At 51.6% G+C, this 16,979-nt stretch carries 14 protein-coding genes; 12 read left to right on the top strand and 2 right to left on the bottom strand.

Going from position 1 to position 16,979, the window contains the following annotated elements; genetic code table 11:
* The first annotated feature begins 180 nt into the window (after positions 1-180).
* Positions 181-1,104, top strand: coding sequence for a selenium-dependent molybdenum cofactor biosynthesis protein YqeB (yqeB, locus tag SPTER_RS19320; RefSeq protein WP_246105366.1), 924 nt, complete (start codon positions 181-183; stop codon positions 1,102-1,104).
* 157 nt (positions 1,105-1,261) lie between these two features.
* Here the strand turns inward: yqeB and SPTER_RS19315 are convergent, their stop codons facing one another.
* Positions 1,262-1,588, bottom strand: coding sequence for a hypothetical protein (locus SPTER_RS19315; protein WP_144351888.1), 327 nt, complete (start codon positions 1,586-1,588; stop codon positions 1,262-1,264).
* 635 nt (positions 1,589-2,223) lie between these two features.
* Entirely contained in the window at positions 2,224-2,862 is a 639-nt protein-coding gene (locus SPTER_RS19310; RefSeq protein WP_144351887.1) for a hypothetical protein, read from the bottom strand.
* A 179-nt stretch (positions 2,863-3,041) separates the two neighbouring features.
* Here SPTER_RS19310 and SPTER_RS19305 point away from each other — a divergent pair, with 179 nt between their 5' ends.
* The 11 genes from SPTER_RS19305 (at position 3,042) to SPTER_RS19260 (ending at position 16,733) form a co-directional block, all read left to right on the top strand.
* Positions 3,042-3,875, top strand: coding sequence for an SDH family Clp fold serine proteinase (locus tag SPTER_RS19305; RefSeq protein ID WP_144351886.1), 834 nt, complete (start codon positions 3,042-3,044; stop codon positions 3,873-3,875).
* Between the two features lie 248 nt (positions 3,876-4,123).
* Positions 4,124-4,981 (top strand): pantoate--beta-alanine ligase, encoded by an 858-nt coding sequence (gene panC, locus SPTER_RS19300; RefSeq protein ID WP_144351885.1) that lies wholly within the window; start codon positions 4,124-4,126, stop codon positions 4,979-4,981.
* A gap of 10 nt (positions 4,982-4,991) precedes the next feature.
* Positions 4,992-5,375 (top strand): aspartate 1-decarboxylase, encoded by a 384-nt coding sequence (panD, locus tag SPTER_RS19295; RefSeq protein WP_144351884.1) that lies wholly within the window; start codon positions 4,992-4,994, stop codon positions 5,373-5,375.
* A 611-nt stretch (positions 5,376-5,986) separates the two neighbouring features.
* Complete coding sequence (locus SPTER_RS19290) at positions 5,987-7,477, top strand: amino acid permease (protein ID WP_144351883.1); 1,491 nt, start codon at positions 5,987-5,989, stop codon at positions 7,475-7,477.
* Positions 7,478-7,669: 192 nt separating this feature from the next.
* A complete protein-coding gene (locus SPTER_RS19285) occupies positions 7,670-8,869 on the top strand; it encodes a GGDEF domain-containing protein (RefSeq protein ID WP_144351882.1) in 1,200 nt (399 codons plus the stop codon).
* A gap of 101 nt (positions 8,870-8,970) precedes the next feature.
* Positions 8,971-9,468 (top strand): hypothetical protein, encoded by a 498-nt coding sequence (locus SPTER_RS19280; RefSeq protein ID WP_144351881.1) that lies wholly within the window; start codon positions 8,971-8,973, stop codon positions 9,466-9,468.
* Positions 9,469-9,755: 287 nt separating this feature from the next.
* Positions 9,756-10,922 (top strand): pyridoxal phosphate-dependent aminotransferase, encoded by a 1,167-nt coding sequence (locus SPTER_RS19275; RefSeq protein WP_144351880.1) that lies wholly within the window; start codon positions 9,756-9,758, stop codon positions 10,920-10,922.
* 224 nt (positions 10,923-11,146) lie between these two features.
* Positions 11,147-12,742 carry a sigma-54 interaction domain-containing protein gene (locus SPTER_RS19270; RefSeq protein ID WP_144351879.1) on the top strand — a complete coding sequence of 532 codons (1,596 nt, stop codon included), beginning with the start codon at positions 11,147-11,149 and terminating at the stop codon, positions 12,740-12,742.
* 281 nt (positions 12,743-13,023) lie between these two features.
* Positions 13,024-13,902: an FAD binding domain-containing protein gene (locus SPTER_RS19265; RefSeq protein ID WP_144351878.1), complete on the top strand. Its 879-nt coding sequence runs from the start codon at positions 13,024-13,026 to the stop codon at positions 13,900-13,902.
* On the top strand, positions 13,895-14,368 hold the full coding sequence (locus SPTER_RS24885; protein ID WP_170233333.1) for a (2Fe-2S)-binding protein: 474 nt from the start codon (positions 13,895-13,897) through the stop codon (positions 14,366-14,368). Before SPTER_RS19265 ends, SPTER_RS24885 begins: the two co-directional genes overlap by 8 nt.
* 13 nt (positions 14,369-14,381) lie before the next feature.
* Positions 14,382-16,733 carry a xanthine dehydrogenase family protein molybdopterin-binding subunit gene (locus SPTER_RS19260; protein ID WP_170233332.1) on the top strand — a complete coding sequence of 784 codons (2,352 nt, stop codon included), beginning with the start codon at positions 14,382-14,384 and terminating at the stop codon, positions 16,731-16,733.
* Positions 16,734-16,979 lie beyond the last annotated feature (246 nt).

Raw genomic sequence — 16,979 nt, 5'->3', positions numbered from 1 at the left:
CCCTTTACCATTTTGTCTCGCCCTAAAACCAACATCTAACTTTGCCAAGGCACTAGGCACTAGCTTATGATGAAAATGCGGAAACCAATATTATTGCCACCTAAAATGAAAGTCCCTTGCTTGCCGGCTCACGATGGCCGGGTAGTCAGGGCGTAACCTGCCAAGAGGAGGTGCTTGAATTTGACGTTTATTGCCAAGATACCGGCCAGCCGGCTCGTTGTTATCAGAGGTGCCGGCGACATTGCCACAGGCATAGCCTATCGTTTGTTTCGCAGTGGTTTCTCCATTGTCATGACTGAACTTGCCCAGCCGACAGTAGTACGCCGTACGGTCGCCTTTGCCCAGGCTATTTACGACGGCAGGGCGGAAGTAGAAGGTATTACGGCTGTGCGGGTTGGTCTGCCCGAAGTGGCGGCAACCTTACATCGGCGCCAGATTCCTGTACTGGTCGATCCGGACCGGAGTTCTATTGCTGCTCTGGGACCCCGGATTGTAGTTGATGCCATTATCGCGAAAAAAAATACCGGCACATTACGCAGTCATGCGCCGGTTGTCATTGGCGTCGGCCCTGGCTTTATCCCCGGCCGGGATGTTCACGCTGTTATCGAAACCATGCGCGGTCACAATTTGGGCCGGGTGCTGACCGACCGGCCCGCACTGCCCAATACCGGGATTCCCGGCAATATTGGCGGCTATACTGCCGAACGTGTTCTGCGGGCAGGTGCCGATGGCATTTTTCAAGGCGTACAGACAATTGGCGAGCAGGTAAACGCCGGCGATATTGTTGGCTATGTTAATGGCCAGCCTGTGTTCGCCCCCATCGCCGGTACTCTCCGTGGTTTGCTCCACAATGGTCTTCAGGTATTCACCCGTATGAAAATTGGGGATATTGATCCCCGTTGCTGCCGGGAACATTGTTTTACCATTTCCGATAAGGCCCTGGCGATTGCAGGTGGTGTGCTGGAAGCAATCCTTTTGTTTGATCAGGGAATAAACCGGTATTGCAGTTGCCAGCAACGGCGTTTTAAAAAACACTCTATATACAGGCAAGCAACAAAAAAACGGTTAAAAATCTACGGAAAAGGAAAATGTTCATGGCTGTGAGCATAAGCTATCTGATGTCAGATACCTGCGAGTAACGGGTTGCTTTATAACAAAAGGATAAGGTCGTTAGGGTTGTAGCCCTTTTTTACCGGTGGTAATTTTACCTGCGACTGTAACCATTCTGTATATTACCGAAGGCATTGGTTAGCTTCAGTGTTTATTTTGGTTTTTTGCGAAGCAAAAAGAACGTCCCCGCGCTTCTCCCCAGCAGCCGGTCCAGGGCGGCACTGACTTCCTCAGCCGTTTTCCTGTAGCCGGCATCATTCGTATCGGCCAGCTTGAGGATATGATCGACTCTGGTAAAAACATATTGGTCAAAAGCCTGGTTTAACATCGTTGTCAGTACCACTCGGCCCGCCTGTCCCGCTCCTGGCCGCCGGTGCCCCCGGACTGGTGCTTGGTGCCGGCAGAATGGCCGTCGCCGGTGCCGGGGGCTGGTAGCGTGGACCGTTGGCCTGAGCCGGGTTTCGGTTTCGTGAAACATATGTATACCCCCCCTACTGAGGCTGGGGCAGAGCGCTGCCAGGCAGCACTGCCGCCAGCTGTTTTCAGGGGGAAATTAAAGCGCATGCGAGGTTGTTAGCCTACACATGCGCTTTGCTTCGTCGTCTGCTAAAGCCTAAATACTAATAAGCCGGCCAGATCCGGCCTGGACAGCAAGGCCGTCACACCTGTAAGGCAAGGCTGGCCTGCTGCCGACAATTGTTAGTGAGGCGAGAATGAATGGTCTGCTGTGTCCAGTCGCACTCACAGCCCGGCGCCGGCGGCAACATCATCCTTTAGATCTGCGTCCTTCCGCTTGTGTAGCGGCCAAAGCGCGGTGTATAATAGACATGTCGTCGTGGACAGCTTGACTGTTACGTGTAGGTGCCTTTTTCACCTTGCGCGGGCCTGGAAGTGCGTCAACACTTTCAGGTCACGGCGACTTTAATTTCACCTATTTATAGCTTGTTTGCGGGGGATTGCAAGTCAGATCCGCGTACTGCCAGGAAGTTTTCCTGGGGAAGCAGGCGGGCGGGGGAAGCAAAATGAACGTCCCCCTGCTTCTCTAGCGGCGTCCTGGATAAGGGCAACATCGGCTTACGCTTTCGCTAAGGCTCGGCGTAAGCCGTGTTTTCTTTATCTTGCCAGTGTGCCTACAATCCGCCAGTCATTGTTGCTGGTTCTTTCCAGAACCATATTAAATATTTGGCCTGTGTCGCTTTTAATTACTTCCACGATGGCTCTGCTGCTTGTCCGGGACAGCAGGGTAAATGAATCCGTAGTGCGGTTGAAGCCATAGCGCGCGGCCGCACTTTTTACAACATCTACCGGATTGCTGATAGCATAGGCATAGTTGGAACGGTAATAGTTGGCATTATTGCGATAACGGTTGGAATCACTGCGATAATAGTTGGAATCACCGCGATAATAGATCTTTCCATCCTGATACCAGGCCTGGTTTTCATTAGAACCCGGCCAGCTGTGATTGTGCTCATGCCAGCCCCGGCCCGGCGGGCCGTTGCGGTCTTTATGCCGGTTGCTTTCGCCATAGACTTTTTTTACCGTTGTTTTTGTATTCTTGTCCTTGGTTGAATAGGTTGCCGCCGGAACACGTGAATCTGAGGGACTTTCAGCGGCAAAGGCTTGGGCGGCCGGGATACCTGGCAGGGCGGCACCGGACAAAATGGCGGCGCCGGCCAGGGCGGCAGCATACCGTTTATATTTGCGGCGAAACTGGTTGCTCAGCTGTTTACGTTTGGCTGATTTTCGTTCCAAATTAAATCCCTCCTTATTTTATTGTTAGTGTCTCAAATTTTCGCGTCTACATTCCTGGTATATGCAAGCAACTAATTTAGCGCGCTCCAACATACCTGTAATTTCCACCTCTGGCTGTTGCAGGGAAAACGGCGGTAGAAGTCTAATATATTTAGAAAAATGTCGTATGAGGTGATGAAATGAATTTTGGCTTTACTGACATAATCTGGATTGTGTTTCTGGTGTTTACCGTTTTGCCGATGGTACAGCAAAGAAGTATTGCCGTGCGGCGGTTCAACCTGCTGCGTAAAATTGAAGAGCAGCGGCAGTCGCGCGTTATCAGCCTGATTCACCGGCAGGAGGCAATCAGTCTTCTTGGTATACCGATCAGCCGCTATATTAATGTGGAAGACTCTGAACATATTCTGCGGGCCATCCGGCTAACCCCGGATGATATGCCGATTGATTTAATACTGCATACCCCTGGCGGCTTAGTTCTGGCTTCCGAGCAAATTGCCAGAGCCCTGCAGCAGCACCGGGCGAAAGTTACTGTTTTTGTACCTCATTATGCGATGTCCGGCGGCACGATGATATCACTGGCGGCAGATGAAATTGTTCTTGATCCCAATGCCGTTTTAGGGCCGGTGGACCCGCAGCTGGGACAGTATCCGGCGGCCTCGATTTTACAGGTTGTCCAACAAAAAAATATTAACCGCATTGACGACAATACCCTGATTCTGGCTGATATGGCCGCAAAAGCCGTCCGGCAGGTCCAGGAGTTTGTCGAAATCCTGCTGCTCGACAAGCTGCCGGCCGCAAAAGCCAAGGAGCTGGCCAAGATGCTGGCCGAAGGACGCTGGACCCATGATTATCCGATTACCTGTGAAAAATTACGGGAGATGGAGTTGCCTTCCGTTTGCAATGAAATGCCTTTGGAGGTATATGAACTCATGGAATTATATCCGCAGCCGGCTCAGCAGCGCCCCTCGGTTCAATATATTCCCCTTCCCTATGATAAAAAATTGCCGGGATAGGGAAATTTATATTGCCGCAACACGATTTTTATAGTAACATGAATATATTCCAGCCGTAAGATGGATGATACTCTTGGGGTCATACTGTCAAAGGCTGTTACTAAAGGTAAATAAATCATTTTTCTATACCGCTTGGATCCTATGGACTTAGACGGGTAAACCTTCAACCGGTGGAGTATGCCTTCTTGTCTGTACTGAGTGCGGCCAAGAAGGTTTTTTATTTACCCATTATGATTGGAGAGTGGGATATGGCTACCATTGTTGAAACGGTTGCGGCCATGCGGGTTTTGGTGGCTGAGGCCAGACAGGCGGGAAAAAGTATTGGTTTTGTTCCTACCATGGGCGCCCTTCACGCCGGGCACCTGGCCCTGATGCAGCAAGCCAAAAAAAACTGTGATATTGTAGTTGTCAGTATCTTTGTCAATCCAACCCAATTTGGACCCAATGAGGATTTTACGGCCTATCCGCGCACCTGGGCCGAGGATTTGGCAGTCTGCCGTTCAGCCGGTGTGGACGCTGTATTTCATCCCCCGGCGCGGGAATTGTATCCGGACGGATGGGGAACCTGGGTGGAGGTAACGGGCGTAACCGACAAGTTATGCGGTCGGTCGCGGCCCACGCATTTTCGCGGGGTGGCCACAGTAGTGACAAAACTGTTTAACATCGTGCAGCCCGATCAGGCTTTTTTTGGGCAAAAGGATGCGCAACAGGTCATTGTGCTCAGGAAGATGGTCCGTGACCTGAATATGGTACCGGAGATCGTTATGGTTCCGATTGTCCGGGATGAGGACGGTCTGGCCAAAAGCTCGCGCAACGCGTATTTAAGCAGCGAGCAGCGCCAGGCTGCCCTGGTGCTAAGTCAGGGTTTGGCAAAAGCCAGGGAAATGGCTGCCGCCGGCGAGCAGGAGCCTGCGGCGATCAGGGAGGCCGTCCTGAGCCATATCCAGTCGGCACCCCAGGCCAATGTGGACTATGTGGAGCTGTACTCCTTTCCTGACCTGGCGGAGATCGCTGTTTTGAATCAGGACGTTTTGCTCGCAGTTGCGGTCAGGTTTGGCGCTACCCGGCTAATTGATAATATTATTCTGACCCCCAGCCGTACTTAGGAGGAAGCAGATGTTGATAACGATGATGAAATCGAAGATTCACCGGGCAACGGTTACTGAGGCGAATCTAAATTATATGGGCAGTATCACTATCGATGCGGCCTTATTGCGGGCGGCTCATATTCTGCCTGGGGAAAAGGTCCAGATTGTTAACAATAACAATGGAGCCCGCTTGGAAACCTACACCATTACCGGCAAGGAAAACTCAGGTATTGTTTGTCTCAATGGCGCGGCGGCCAGGCTGGTGCAGCCGGGTGATATTGTTATTATTATTGCGTACGCGCTGGTGAGTGAACAGGAGGCCAGACAAATAAAACCTGTTGTGGTAATGGTGGATGAGCGCAATCGCGTTGTTGACACCAAAGCGGGTGAACTGCACGGGCAGGTTAGCTAAGACTGTGGGCGGCTGCAGCCCCGGCCGCAAATGAATAGCCGTAGTTACCGGAAGAGCCTGCTTAGGCTCTTCTTTGGCCTGCCAGATTTATAATAAATTTTGTGGACATAAGAACGACTATACCCTAAAGGGCCCAGGCGACTTCTGCCGGCATCCTGAGGGACTTGGCACAAGCCAAGTCTTTTCTTAATTATGTATCAGAATGTATAAGTTTTGCGAGGCAGAAAGTCCATAGACCAAGGATTGCCAAGGTTAATGCCCGGTTTGGGCAAGGAGACGGCGCCCCCGTAACCCCGGCAACCTCCGGCCCTTTAGCTTTGGGCGGCTTCGGGCCTAGACTTTTTGTTACTTTTGGGTCGCTGCCAAAAGTAAGCTCAGGCCCTTGTTTGCCAGCATTATCTGCCAGGCGCAAAGCCCAAAGACCGCGCCGGCGGTTTTTTATCCTGAAAGAAAGTATAACTTTCCCTGGATAGGCCAACATCGGCTTCCGCTTTCGCCAAAGGCTCGGCGCAAGCCGTGTTTTCTTTATTTATAGCAATACGCCACTCATAACATAACTGTTCTGCGCAGATACTTGATATATACGCAACAGGTTTATAAGGAGGGGTAATTTGAAGAAGCACGGAGCAGGCCTGTCGGCCTGGCAGTTAACGATGCTGGCATTAGGAACAGTGATTGGCGGCTCGTTTTTTCTCGGGTCTGCGGTTGCCATCCGGGCCGCAGGCCCTGCAATTATCATTGCTTATCTGGCTGGTGGTGCTCTGGTTTATGCGATCCTGTATGCCTTGTCGGAAATGACGGTTGCCGATCCGGCCCCGGGATCGTTCCGCACCTTTGCCGAAAGAGCCTATGGGCCGGCGGTCGGGTTTGTTGTAGGCTGGGTGTACTGGACGGGGTTAGTGCTGGCGATGTCCAGTGAGGCGATTGCCGTGTCGGAATTACTGCGGGGCTGGCGGCCGGGTCTGTCCCTGCCACTGCTCGGCGCGGCCATTATCGCCATTGTCACCTTGCTCAATCTATTGGGGGCTGAGCGTTTAAGCAAGCTGGAAAGTGGACTGGCCGCAATCAAACTGATTGCCATTGTTGGTTTTGTGGTTCTGGGACTGGCGATTGTCAGCGGCCTTATGCCGGGGCTGCGGGAGGCCGGCGCCGGCGCCGTGACCGCCCAGCCCCTATTGCCGGGGGGGATTGGCGGCCTGGCCGGGAGTATGCTGATTGTTATGTTTTCCTATGCCGGCTTTGAGGTGATTGGCCTGGCCGCCTCGGAAACTGCCGAGCCGGGGAAGACTGTGCCCCGGGCAATTACTTATACTGTTTTTGGCTTAACCGGGTTATATGTGGCGGCCATTGCCGCTTTATTACTGCTGGTGCCAACCGCTGTTCTGACGCCGGCGCAGAGTCCGCTGGTCACAGCACTGACAAGCTGGAACTTTACCTGGGCCGGCAATATAATTAATATTGTGCTGGTAACGGCCATTCTCTCCACCATGCTGGCGGCCATGTTCGGGCTGGGGCGTATGCTGCGGTCACTGGCAGCTGAGGGCCACGCCCCGGCCTGGCTGCAGGATCAGGGGGATATACCCTATAAGGGGATTGGCTTTTCCGGTTTTTCGATGCTGGCCGCGCTGGGGATCGGCTTATTGCTGCCGGCCCAGGTTTATCTTTTCCTGGTTAGCTCTGGTGGGTTTGCCTTGCTTTTCTCTTATTTGGTGATTCTTTTAACCCATTATAAACTGCGCAAGCAGCAGGGGTGTCCGCCTGAGGGCCGCTGCCAGCTGCCCGGGTTTCCTGCTACGTCATTAATAGCCCTGGCCAGTATTGTGCTGATTATTGTCAGTATGCCGTTAATTCCCGGACAGGGGGCCGGTCTGTTTGCCGGCCTGGCTTTTGTGGTGCTGTTTTCCGTGATCTTTTTGGTGGCCGACAGATCCGGGCGCAGTAAAGCGGCTGTGATTTCGCCTGGTAAGCAAGGGGTAAGCAGCCGGAAGCTGCAAACACTGGCGACGCAGTGTGAAGCAGCCGAGGACCTTACTGGTGCGATAAGGCCAGGCCCGGAGCCAGTGCCTGACCGCCGGCAGGGGAGGGAAAAAGATGAACCCTGATAAATAATAACGATGCGCAGCAGCTGCGCATCGTTGTTTTTTATGGCCGGCTCAGGGCAGCGACAGGGGGGACTCACGGCCGGGAACTGTAAATAATGACAATAGATGTCGCAATTTGCTATAATAACGTAGAAAGATGTTTGTTTTTCAATCAATGTATCTATTACCTGGGAAGGGATTTTAACAAAATTGATGGCAAAACTACTATCACTTATTATAACCCTGCCTTTTGGGCTGTTAGTTGCTGCCGGTATCGTTTATTTAGCGCTAGCAACAGAATCTGCATTGTTTAATATGATCAGCAATGCCGCCTATGCAGTTTATGCCGTTGCTTTGTTGTTGAGCTGGTGGTTTAACCGCAGCCGGGTCTTTTTTATTACAACCGTGATTGCCCTGACCCAATATGCTCTCAGCGATTTAGCGGCAGCTGCCGCCGGGATACCGGATTTTTCCGCAATAATATATCCGGTTGTCTCTTTGCTGCTGCCTGTGAATATATTTATTTTTTCCCGGCTAAAAGAACGCGGTATTTTTAATACCTGGGGCTGCGGCCGTTTTGGCATAATTGGTTTTCAGTTATTTTATATTGCGCTGGCAACAGTCTCACATGATCAGATATTTCTCGGTTTCTTTGATAAAATGGCGCCGGCGGCAACGGCAGCTGTTGTCACGCCCCTGCCGTCGTCGGCAGTGCTGGCTTACAGCCTGGCTTTCATAATAAGCGTTGGCCGGCAGCTAAAGAACCGTACCCATATCGATAATGCCATTTTGACTGTATTGGTAACAACAATGCTGGGGTTGCATTTGCACCCGCAGCCGTTAGCGATCCCCGTCTTTTTTGGTGCTGCTGCCGTTATGCTGATCATCGCGGTGATTCAGGACTCTTATTCGATGGCTTACCTTGATGAACTGACCGGTTTACCTGCCAGGCGGGCCCTGAAAGAGGAACTGATGAAACTGCGGGGCGAGTATACAATTGCTATGGTGGACATAGACTTTTTTAAGAAGTTTAACGATACTTACGGCCATGATACCGGCGACGATGTGTTGCGTTTAGTCGCTTCGGTATTGCAGAAGGTAACTGGCGGCGGCCGGGCTTTCCGCTATGGCGGGGAAGAGTTTACCATCGTCTTTCCGCACACTAAAGCTGCGGAAGCCGTGCCTTTCCTGGAGGAATTGCGCATGGCCGTGGAGAAAACCTCTTATACATACCAGGGCAAGAAAACGAAAAAGACCAAAAGAAAATCAGCCGGTAAAAAGCTATTTGTAACAATAAGTATTGGGGTCGCCGAGCGCAGCGAAAAGAATAAACAAACACAGCAAGTGATAAAAGCAGCCGACACGGCCCTGTACCGGGCGAAAAAAAAGGGACGGAACTGTGTGAGTAAGTAGGGGGCCGGCGGGCAGTGTAGAATAAGATAATAAGATCATTTTGTACCAGACTCAGGAGAACCGTCCCCGTGAGTCCGGTAGCAGTAAAGGCAGGGGAGTTTATGATAACGTCGTGGAAAAGTTTCCTGATTGGCGCTGTATTCATGCTGGTGGCAGTTACCGCCGGCTATATGGTTTATACAGGCACCGGCAACAGCTTTACCGGGCCTGAGCAAGAGATAACAGACACACCGGTGCCGGCTGACCGGGTTACGATTACGCCGTTGCCGTCCTTGCGGATTATTCATGGGATTGAGGTGCCGTTCGAGGGGAAGGTTGAATTGCGGCAGGCGATTGCCGGCCGGGCCGCCCGGGATGTATCTATTGTTAACTTTCAGGCAACCGGTGAGAATGCAGACAAATCAGAGATTAGGATTGTATGGGAAAACGGTGAGATTGGAACGATTCATCCCGGCGCCCAAAATACAAGGTTTTCAGCTGACAAGCGGGCGGTGGAAATTATAGTTATTGGCTACAGCATGCATGAAAGGAAAATTTTCAAAGATAGCCGCCGCCAAGGCACCCTGACCTGGGAAATCCGTTACGAGCCGGTGGAATAATTGCGGCTTCCCCAGGGAACCGGCAATTCACACCGCCTGTATCACTGCATGGATTGCCGGGACAGGGATCTACAGGGTTTGCAGCAAATATTACAGACGGCTGGTAAAAAAGCAGCAAATATTAACTGATGTAATTTTTTGTATGACTATGCAGGACAAATGGTGGTATATAACGAATTAAAGAACGATAATTTGCTTTTTTACGGGCAATCATCGTGCTTGTATTTTGCCGGCTGTTATTTATTGGCTATTATAGATGTCCATTAGTGATAAGGGAGTGTTTTTTCATGAAAGGCTTTTCCAAACTTACCCAGGGGCTGTTAGGCCAGCCGATGCTGGATATATTAACAAATGTCTGCGCGCTCGAAGCGGCCGGGAAAAAGGTGTACCGGTTTGAGGTGGGTGATGCCAATATAGACCCGTATCCCCACGTCATCAATGCTACTAAGGAAGCCCTGGACGCAGGCCATATCAAATATGTTGATTCACTGGGCATTCTGCCCCTAAGAGAGGCGGTTTGCGGGTATACCGAGCGAAAGCTGGGCTTTAGGCCGGCTGTGTCCCAGGTGGCGGTTATGCCGGCCAACAGTGTCATTGATTTTGTCATGCGTTGTGTTGTCAACCCGGGGGAAGAAGTCATTTTTTCTGATCCGGGCTTTGCCGTATATATTGCTGTTGCCAGTTATCTGGGGATAAAAGCAGTCAAGGTGCCGGTACGGGAAGAGAATGAATTCCGGCTTAACCCGGAGGAGCTGTTATCAAGGATTACCGATAAAACCCGGCTGATTATCATTACGTCACCCCAGAATCCCACCGGCGGGGTAATGACCGAAGCGGAAATGCTGCGGGTGGCCGAAATTGCCAGAGAAAAGGATATTTATCTGCTCAGTGATGAAATTTATGCGGAAAATCTGTATGATTGCCGTCATTATTCACCGGCGGTTGTTGATCAATGCCGGGAGCGGACGATCATTCTCAGCGGTTTTTCCAAAGGTCATTCCATGTCCGGCTGGCGGCTGGGCTATGCTATCGGTCCGGCCGACCTGATTGCCAAGATGGGGCAGATGTTTGAGACCGTCTATACCTGCGTGCCGCCGTTTATTCAGTATGCCGGCATTAGTGCCCTGAATACGCCGGCTGAACTAATGGCGGAGCGAATTAGCCGCTATAAAAAGTTACGCGATCTTATGGTGGAAAAATTAAATGAAATTCCCGGTATTACCTGCAGCATACCCAAAGGCGCCATCTATGTCTTTCCCAATATTACCGGCACCGGTCTTACCAGTAAAGAGTTTGCCCAACTTGTGCTGGAAAAAGCCGGGGTGGCGGTTGTGCCCGGCTCCTGCTTCGGGGAAAATGGGGAAGGCTATGTCCGCCTGTGCTATGTGCGGGATGAGGCCATGATCACCGAGGCCTGTGCGGCAATGAAAATCGCATTGACCGCAAGGGGTTAAGCTTGTTTCCCTTTGATTGGAATATGTCAAGTGAATGAACTCACTTGACAGAAAATATAATGTACATTAAAATATAAAGAAACGTATGATAACTAAACATATTTCGCTTAGTCATAGCAGACTTTCTCGCAAATCGTGAGAAAGTCTTTTTTTTTGGTCTGAGGCCGGAAGAGTGCCGGCTGGTAAAACACATACCTAAAATAACTAAAGTTGGAGTGTTGTTTATGTCTGCATTACTTGAATGCCTGTTACAGGCCCTGTTGCCAATTGCACGTATTACCGGCGGCTATGCCACTCTTACCGATAAAAAAGGAATGCGAATCAAGACGGTCGACTCCCAGGGACAAGAGGTGGAAACCTTAAAGGGAAAGATATTTGACTTAGCCCGGGAAGCCGGCAGTACCGGCAAGGTGGGCATCGGTCCGTCGCAGCTGACTGAGGGGGCTGAGGCCTGGAGTCTGCCGGTGGGTGATTATGTGCTTGCCGCCAGTAATTTTGAACGGCTGAAATGTGAGCAGCAATTAGCAGAGTCGCTGGAGCAGGCGCTGCCGTTCATCGCCCGGGTTGCCGGCGGTGAGGCCGTGCTGTTTAATGAGGAGGGGCGGCGGGTAGCCAGTGTGGGTGTCGATGGTCAAACCAATATGAATTATATCGGTAAAATCAGTGTTGCTGCCCAACAGGCTATCCAAAGCCAGCGGCCGGTTATTGGCGAATCCATATCCGGCATGGGCGCTGTGGCGGTGCGCATCCCCATCACGCGTAAGTTTGGTTTCGGCTTTAATAATGAACAGGGTGTGCGACGACAGCAAAAGCTGATTGAGGAAGTGAAAAAATTCCAGTATGCCCGCTATAATTTTTCCGATATTATCGGGTTCAGCGAGGCTATTGAAAAAATGAAAAGCCGGGCTGCTTTTGTGGCCAAAGGCATCTCATCCATCATTATCTCCGGTGAGACCGGCACCGGCAAAGAGTTATTTGCCCAGTCCATTCATAATGCCAGCGAACGGCGCAGCAAGCCTTTTATCGCCATCAATTGCGGCGCCTTGCCTGAATCACTGATTGAGAGTTGCTTTTTTGGTTATGAAGAGGGGGCTTTTACCGGCGCCAAGAAAAGAGGGAGCCCGGGAGCGTTTGAACAGGCCAATGGCGGGACCATCTTTCTGGACGAAATCAGTGAAATGGATTTTAATCTGCAGAGCAAGCTCCTGCGGGTATTGCAGGAAAGGGAGGTTACCCGCATTGGCGGCAGCCAGCCGCTCCGGGTTGATGTGCGGGTCATTGCCTCAACCAACCGGGACCTGGTGGAGATGATCAACCACGGTACGTTCAGAAATGACTTATATTACCGTTTGAATGTTGTTGAACTTAAAGTGCCGTCTTTACGGGAACGGTCGGAGGATATCCCGGCCTTGGTCAAGCTGTTTATCAGTGAATTTAATAATCTGCTGGGTAAATTTGTTACCGGCATTTCCGATCAGGCCATTTATCATTTATGCCGCTATCAGTGGCCTGGCAATATTCGGGAATTAAAAAACTGCATTGAATATATTATGAATATTGTCAGTGTTAATGAAAGCACCATCGAAATGAACCATCTGCCGCATTATATCCATGGCCCCGTAAGCCAAGACAATAATACCCGCCAGATTGGCACGCTGGCGGCAGCGGTGGCGACAGCGGAACGGGAGTCAATTATCAATGCTCTAAAATATACCGGCGGGACTAAAAGAGAAGCCGCTAAGCTGCTGGGGGTTAGTACAACTACATTGTGGCGTAAGATGGTTGATTTGGGCATTGTGACAAATGTAAGCGTACAGTGAGGGGGCAGGGCGATTACGATTATGGAAGCTGCATTGCAAAAATAAAATGCAATAAAGTATGATAATATCGTTATTCGTGGTAGTTCTCCCTAAAAGCATTTCATAATTGGAATGCTTTTTATTTATAAACCCATTCCAATCGATCATAAATTGGCCGAAAAACAGGGAAAATGTGTTGTTTTTATCGTGTTTCAGCTCCCAGGATAGGTTTTTGACAATTTGGCATGATAATTGCAACATGAATTAAGTAAGTTAATAGGAAAAAGAGGGGGTGGACCAAAATGGAATTTGCTTATTATAATCCCAAGAGCATTCAGGCCCTGGCAGACACGCTGAGCGGGCTGCACAGCTACGCCCTGCTGGCCGGTGGTACCGATTTGCTGGTTAAAATGAAGGAAAAGCTGCTGCGGCCAATGCCGGCAGCAGTGGTTGATATAAATGGGATTGATGACTTACAGGCAATTGACGACGAAGACGGCTATTTATCAATTGGTGCGCTTGTCAGCCATACAGCTTTGACCAGGTCGCCCCTTGTCAAGGGAAAAGCGGGGATTTTGGCAGACGCTGCCGGGCAGGTCGGCTCACCGCAGATCAGGAACCGAGGCACGGTTGGCGGCAATATCTGTAATGCCTCACCGGCTGCCGATACTGTACCTGCTTTGCTGGCGCTTGACGCCAGGGTAAGAATCCATAGCCGGCATGATTTTCTGGAGCTGCCATTAGCCGATTTGTTTAAAGGACCGGGCCGGACCTGTTTATTGCCCGGCCAGTTTATCAGCCGGATTAAAGTCAGGCAGATTCAAGCTGATGAGGGGGCGGCCTTTTTTAAGTTTGGCAAACGCAAAGCCCTGGCTATCGCTATTATCAATTGCGCAGTCTGGCTGAAAATAGCGGACGGTATGATTTGTGATGCCCGTATTGCCTTTGGTTCGGTAGCCCCTACCCCGATTCGCTTATATGAACTGGAGAAGTGGCTGATTGGCAAGCCGGCCGGGATTGAGGTATTTACTCAGGCCGGCGTAATTGCCTCGCAGCTGTTAAAGCCGATTGATGATGTGCGCAGTAAAGCCAGTTATCGTACCCGTCTGGCGCGGGTTGTTGTGTGCCGGGGATTAGCGGCGGCGCTGGAGCAGGTGCAAATGAGGTGCGAATGTGGATAAAAAAACCATAGCCTTTATCTTAAACGGAGCCAAGACAGAAATTGCAGTGGAGTCAAACCTGCTGCTTGTAGATATGCTGCGCGACCGGTTAGGGCTGACGGGTACGAAAATCGGCTGTGGTGAAGGAGACTGCGGGGCCTGTACGGTGCTTGTAGACGGGAAAACAGTCAATTCGTGCTTAATCCTGGCCAGACAGGTTGAAGGCCATGAGGTGCTGACCGTGGAGGGGCTGGGCACCTATGATAAATTGCATCCCCTGCAGGCGGCGTTTATTGACGAAGGAGCCGTACAGTGCGGTTTTTGCACTCCCGGTATGCTGCTGAGCGCTAAATCCCTGCTGGATGAGAATTCGCAACCTACCCGGCAGCAAATTGCCCAGCATATTTCCGGCAATTTGTGCCGCTGTACCGGCTACGCCAAAATAATCAACGCTATTGAAAAGGTTGCCAAAAGTCACGAAAGATGAGGAAGTGAGTAGGTTGAGCCAATATCGGATTGTGGGACAGTCGGTAAAAAAGGTGGATGCGGTGAACAAGGTGCTGGGAAAAGCTCAATTTGCCGCTGATCTTCATTTTGACGGCATGCTGCATGCCAAAGTATTTCGCAGTACCATACCGCATGGGATATTGCGTTCGCTTGACGTGTCGGCGGCCCTGAAACTGCCAGGTGTTGCCGTAATTCTGACAGGAGACGATGTACCGGGAGCTAACAGCACCGGCATGATTGTAAAAGATGAACCCGTATTGGTTAAAATTAATGAGAAGATCCGCAAAATAGGTGATCCGCTGGCCTTAATTGCCGCTGAGACGGAGGAGCAGGCCGAACAGGCCCTGGCGGCGATACAGGCGGATATTGAAGTGCTGCCGCCGGTATTTGATCCTGTGGCCGCCATGGCGGACAGCGCCCCCCGGCTTTATGCCAATGGCAATGTGCTGGCTGTCCGTAAAATCCGGAAAGGTGATATTGACGCCGCCTTTGCCAGGTGTTCGGTGGTGGTTGAGCAGGAATACCGGACGCAAATGGTTGAGCATGGCTATATTGAGCCGGAAGCCGGGGTAGCGAAATTTGACGGTGAGGTAATAACAATTTGGGTATCCACGCAAAATACTCATTTTGACGCCAAAGAGGTAGCCCGGAATCTAAAAGTGGGCCTGGATAAGGTCCGGGTGATTCAGGCTGCGACCGGCGGCGGCTTTGGCGGGAAACTGGATATTTCGGTCCAGGTTCATCTGGGACTGCTGGCCATGAAAACGCGACGGCCTGTAAGGCTTGTTTATTCGCGGACCGAATCGATTATAAATTCAGCCAAACGCCATCCTTGCCTGATTAAAATGAAGACAGGCGCCGATGCCGCCGGCAAACTGCTGGCCCTGGAATGCTCAATTATCGGTGACACCGGCGCTTATGCCTCTTATGGGCCGGGGACGCTTACCCGGACTGCGGTGCACGCGACCGGGCCGTATGAGATTCCCCATGTTGCGATTGAAGCCTATACAGTCTATACCAATAATCCGACAGCCGGTGCCATGCGCGGGTTTGGGGTGCCCCAGATTGCCTTTGCCCATGAAGCGCAAATGGACATGCTGGCGGAACGAATCGGCATATCGCCGCTGGCGATCAGGCTGCTGAATGCGTTACGTCCAGGAGCGGTGACGGCAACAGGGGCTGAGTTGGCCCAGAGTGTCGGTATTGTCGCGACATTGGAAAAGACGGCAGCCGCGGCGGAAATGTTAATCAGCAGCCACGCCGCCGGCACAAAAGCGCACAAAAAGCGCGGCACCGGCGTGGCATCGATGTGGTATGGTATCGGCAATACCGGCTTGCCGAATCCGGCCGGAGCTTATGTAAATCTTCTCGATGACGGTACGGCGCTTATTCTGACCGGCTGTGCCGATATCGGTCAGGGGTCTGATACTGTAATGGCGCAGATTGTGGCGGAGGAGTTTGGCATTAATATGGAGGATGTTCGTGTGGTATCGGCCGATACAGGGATGACTCCCGACGGCGGGGCGTCATCGGCCAGCCGCCAAACCTATATTTCCGGCAATGCGGTGCGTCTGGCGGCCCAGGAAGCCAAAAAAGTTCTGATTGACATGGCCGCGTCCATGCTGGGGGTTGCTCCCGGTGACGTAGTTGTTGGTCATAAAGAACTATATGTCAGACCCGCTTCCGGGCAGTCCCCATTCTTAACAGACTGTTTAAGCGAATGCCGGCTGGATTTGGGATTGCCGCCCAAAAGCAAGGGGCAGTCGGTGCCATTGGCCGATTGTATCGCCCAATGCCGGATGAAAGGCAAGCTTACGCTTGGGCATGGCTGGTTTAATCCGGACACAACCGGCCTTGATCCGGAAACCGGGCAGGGAAAACCCTATGCCACGTATGCGTTTGCCACCCAGATTGCTGAAGTAGAGGTAGATACTGAATCAGGTGAGGTCGAGGTTCTAAGGATTGTGGCGGCTCATGATGTCGGCCAGGCAATAAATCCGGTTAATATTGAAGGTCAGATCGAAGGTGGCTGTACGATGGGCCTGGGCTATGCATTAACAGAGGAAATACAGGTGAATGAGGGTAAGATCCTGACTAAAAACCTGGCAACCTATCTTATGCCCACCTCATTGGATGTGCCGGAGATGCACCCCTTCATTGTGGAGGAGCCGGAACAAACCGGCCCGTTTGGCGCCAAAGGGGTGGGTGAGCCAAGCCTGATTCCCACGGCGGCGGCGATAGCCAATGCCATATATAATGCGATCGGGCTACGGTTCACTGAGCTGCCAATTACGCCGGAGAAAGTGTTAGCCAGGCTGCAGGCCCCGGCTGACGCTAAGGTGTGAGCCGCCGGTTCGTTTATCGCCAATGTAGCCGGATCAATCCTTGCGCGAAGGCAATAAAAATAATCATTGTCCACCATTGGTTGCGGGGTTTTAGCAGAGAATGCTATTAGCCCCGCAGGCCGCAGCCATAGCCAACGATGTCTGGGCTGTAACCGGTGTATAGATAGATCCACGGCGTCAACCCTCCGGTTGCCGGCAATGTGGTAACAGGACAGCGGCAACGGTGCAGCTGAATGGAGGCGATGC

It is taken from the genome of Sporomusa termitida, assembly GCF_007641255.1.
In the GTDB taxonomy this organism is placed as follows: Bacteria; Bacillota; Negativicutes; order Sporomusales; family Sporomusaceae; genus Sporomusa; species Sporomusa termitida.
The sequence above is the reverse complement of the archived record's forward strand: the minus strand, read 5'-3'. Positions and strand labels throughout refer to the sequence as shown.

Excerpts from the sequence above, each read along its gene's own strand:
- SPTER_RS19285 (WP_144351882.1), top strand. The coding sequence starts at position 7,670 with ATGGCAAAACTACTATCACTTATTATAACCCTGCCTTTTGGGCTGTTA.
- panD (WP_144351884.1), top strand. The coding sequence starts at position 4,992 with ATGTTGATAACGATGATGAAATCGAAGATTCACCGGGCAACGGTTACT.
- SPTER_RS19315 (WP_144351888.1), bottom strand. The coding sequence starts at position 1,588 with ATGTTTCACGAAACCGAAACCCGGCTCAGGCCAACGGTCCACGCTACC.
- SPTER_RS19270 (WP_144351879.1), top strand. The coding sequence starts at position 11,147 with ATGTCTGCATTACTTGAATGCCTGTTACAGGCCCTGTTGCCAATTGCA.
- SPTER_RS19275 (WP_144351880.1), top strand. The coding sequence starts at position 9,756 with ATGAAAGGCTTTTCCAAACTTACCCAGGGGCTGTTAGGCCAGCCGATG.
- SPTER_RS19305 (WP_144351886.1), top strand. The coding sequence starts at position 3,042 with ATGAATTTTGGCTTTACTGACATAATCTGGATTGTGTTTCTGGTGTTT.
- panC (WP_144351885.1), top strand. The coding sequence starts at position 4,124 with ATGGCTACCATTGTTGAAACGGTTGCGGCCATGCGGGTTTTGGTGGCT.
- SPTER_RS19280 (WP_144351881.1), top strand. The coding sequence starts at position 8,971 with ATGATAACGTCGTGGAAAAGTTTCCTGATTGGCGCTGTATTCATGCTG.
- SPTER_RS19265 (WP_144351878.1), top strand. The coding sequence starts at position 13,024 with ATGGAATTTGCTTATTATAATCCCAAGAGCATTCAGGCCCTGGCAGAC.